Here is a 2,068-nt window from a genome sequence, read left to right as displayed (position 1 = left end):
TCGTGCCGCCGCTCCTGTCCTCGTACCTCCTGACCCTCGTCACCCAGGCGCTCATCTACGCCATCCTCGCCATGAGCCTCGACCTCCTCCTCGGCTACACCGGCCTCACCTCGCTGGGCCACGCCGCCTACCTGGGCCTCGGGGCCTACAGCGTCGGGGTGCTGACGACGCGCCACGGGGCGGGCTTCTGGGTCACGCTGGTCGTCGGGGTCGGCCTGGCGCTGATCGTCGCCGGCGTCTTCGGCCTGGTCGCCCTCCGGGCCACCGGCGTGTACTTCCTCATGATCACGCTGGCGCTCGGCATGGTCGTGTGGGGCCTCGCCCACCGCTGGGTGACCCTGACCCAGGGCGACAACGGCATCTCGGGAGTGCCCCGACCCGCCCTGGGTCTGCCGTGGTCGCTGGCGAGCCCGCTGCCGTTTTACTACTTCGCGCTGGTCGGCTTCGCGATCGCCTTCGCGATCCTCTGGGTCGTCGTGCAGTCGCCGTTCGGGCAAAGCCTGGTCGGCATCCGCGAGAGCGAGTCCCGGATGCGGACGCTCGGGTACCACGTGTGGCTCCACAAGTACATCGGCTTCGTCATCGCCGGCGGCGTCGGCGGGTTGGCCGGCGTGCTCTGGGCCTACTACAACGGCTTCGTGAGCCCGGCCGACGTGGAGCTGGCCACCTCGGTGGAGGTGCTGCTCATGGTGGCCCTCGGCGGGCGCGGCACCCTGATCGGGCCGGCGGTGGGGGCGGCCACCATCGTCTTCCTCAAGAATCTGGTCAGCGTCTACACGCATCGCTGGCTCCTGATCCTGGGCGCCGTCTACATCGGCACCATCGTCTACGCTCCCGAGGGGATCACGGGGGCCGTCCGGCAGCTCACGCAGCGGAGGAGGTCCGACATGGGGAAGAAGCTCGGCGCGCTCGCAGTGCTGGCCGTGGTCGCGGCGACCGCGTGGGGGACGGGACCGGCCTGGGCCCAGAAGGGGCCGATCAAGGTCGGCTTCCTGGCGCCCATGACCGGAGGCGCCGCCGCGGTCGGCAAGGACATGACCAACGGGTTCGCGATGTACCTGGAGGAGATCGGCCACCAGATCGCCGGCCGCAAGGTCGAGGTGATCGTCGAGGACACCCAGGCGCAGCCGCCGGTCGCGCTGACCAAGCTCCGGAAGCTCGTGGAGAGCGACCGGGTCCACGTCCTGGCCGGAGTCCTGCTCGCCAGCGAAGGCTACGCCCTGGCGCCGAAGATCGACGAGTACCAGGTCCCGATGCTCTTCCCGGTGGTCTCCGCCGACGACCTCACCCAGCGGAAGCCGGTGCGCTGGCTCGTCCGCACCGGATGGACGTCGAGCCAGCCCAACCAGCCGTTCGGCGAGTGGGTGGCCAGGACCCTCGGCTACAAGAAGGTCGTCACGGTCGCCATGGACTACGCGTTCGGCTGGGAGCAGGTGGCGGGCTTCCAGCGCACCTTCGAGGAGTCGGGCGGGCAGGTGATCCAGAAGCTCTGGCCGCCGCTCGGCACCACCGATTTCGCCCCCTACCTGTCCCAGATCCGCCGGGACACCGACGCGGTCTTCGCCGTGATGGTCGCCGCCTCCTCCCTCCGCTTCCCCAAGCAGTACCAGGACGCCGGGCTGAAGGCCCGGTTCCCGCTCATCGGCGGCGGCACGACGTTCGACGAGTTCGTGCTGCCCTCGCTGGGCGACGAGGCGATCGGGGGCGTGAGCCCGCTGATCTACAGCGCGGCCATCGACACGCCGGTGAACCGGAAGTTCGTCAAGGACTTCCGGACCAGGTTCGGCAAGGTCCCCGGCTACTACGGGGAGACCTGCTACACGGCCGCCCGCTGGATCACCGAGGCAGCCAAGGCGGTCGGTGGCAACGTCGAAGACCGGGACCGGTTCCTGGCGGCGCTCAAGAAGGTGGAGATCCCCGACGCCCCGCGGGGGCCCATCAAGCTCGACGCCCACGGCAACCCGGTCCAGAACATCTACGTCCGGAAGGTCGAGCGGAAGGACGGCGAGCTGTCGAACACCGTGATCCACACGTTCCCGGCCGTCTCCCAGTTCTGGAAGTATTCGCC

General features: G+C 69.5%; 1 protein-coding gene. It reads left to right on the top strand.

Annotated features, from left to right (window positions below; genetic code table 11):
* Positions 1 to 2,068, top strand: a 2,068-nt coding sequence (locus VGW35_04080; protein HEV8306822.1) for an ABC transporter substrate-binding protein, incomplete at both ends; no start/stop codon positions are given.

The organism is Candidatus Methylomirabilota bacterium (assembly GCA_036005065.1).
Lineage (GTDB): Bacteria > Methylomirabilota > Methylomirabilia > Rokubacteriales > DASRDR01 > DASYQW01.
The sequence above is the reverse complement of the archived record's forward strand: the minus strand, read 5'-3'. Positions and strand labels throughout refer to the sequence as shown.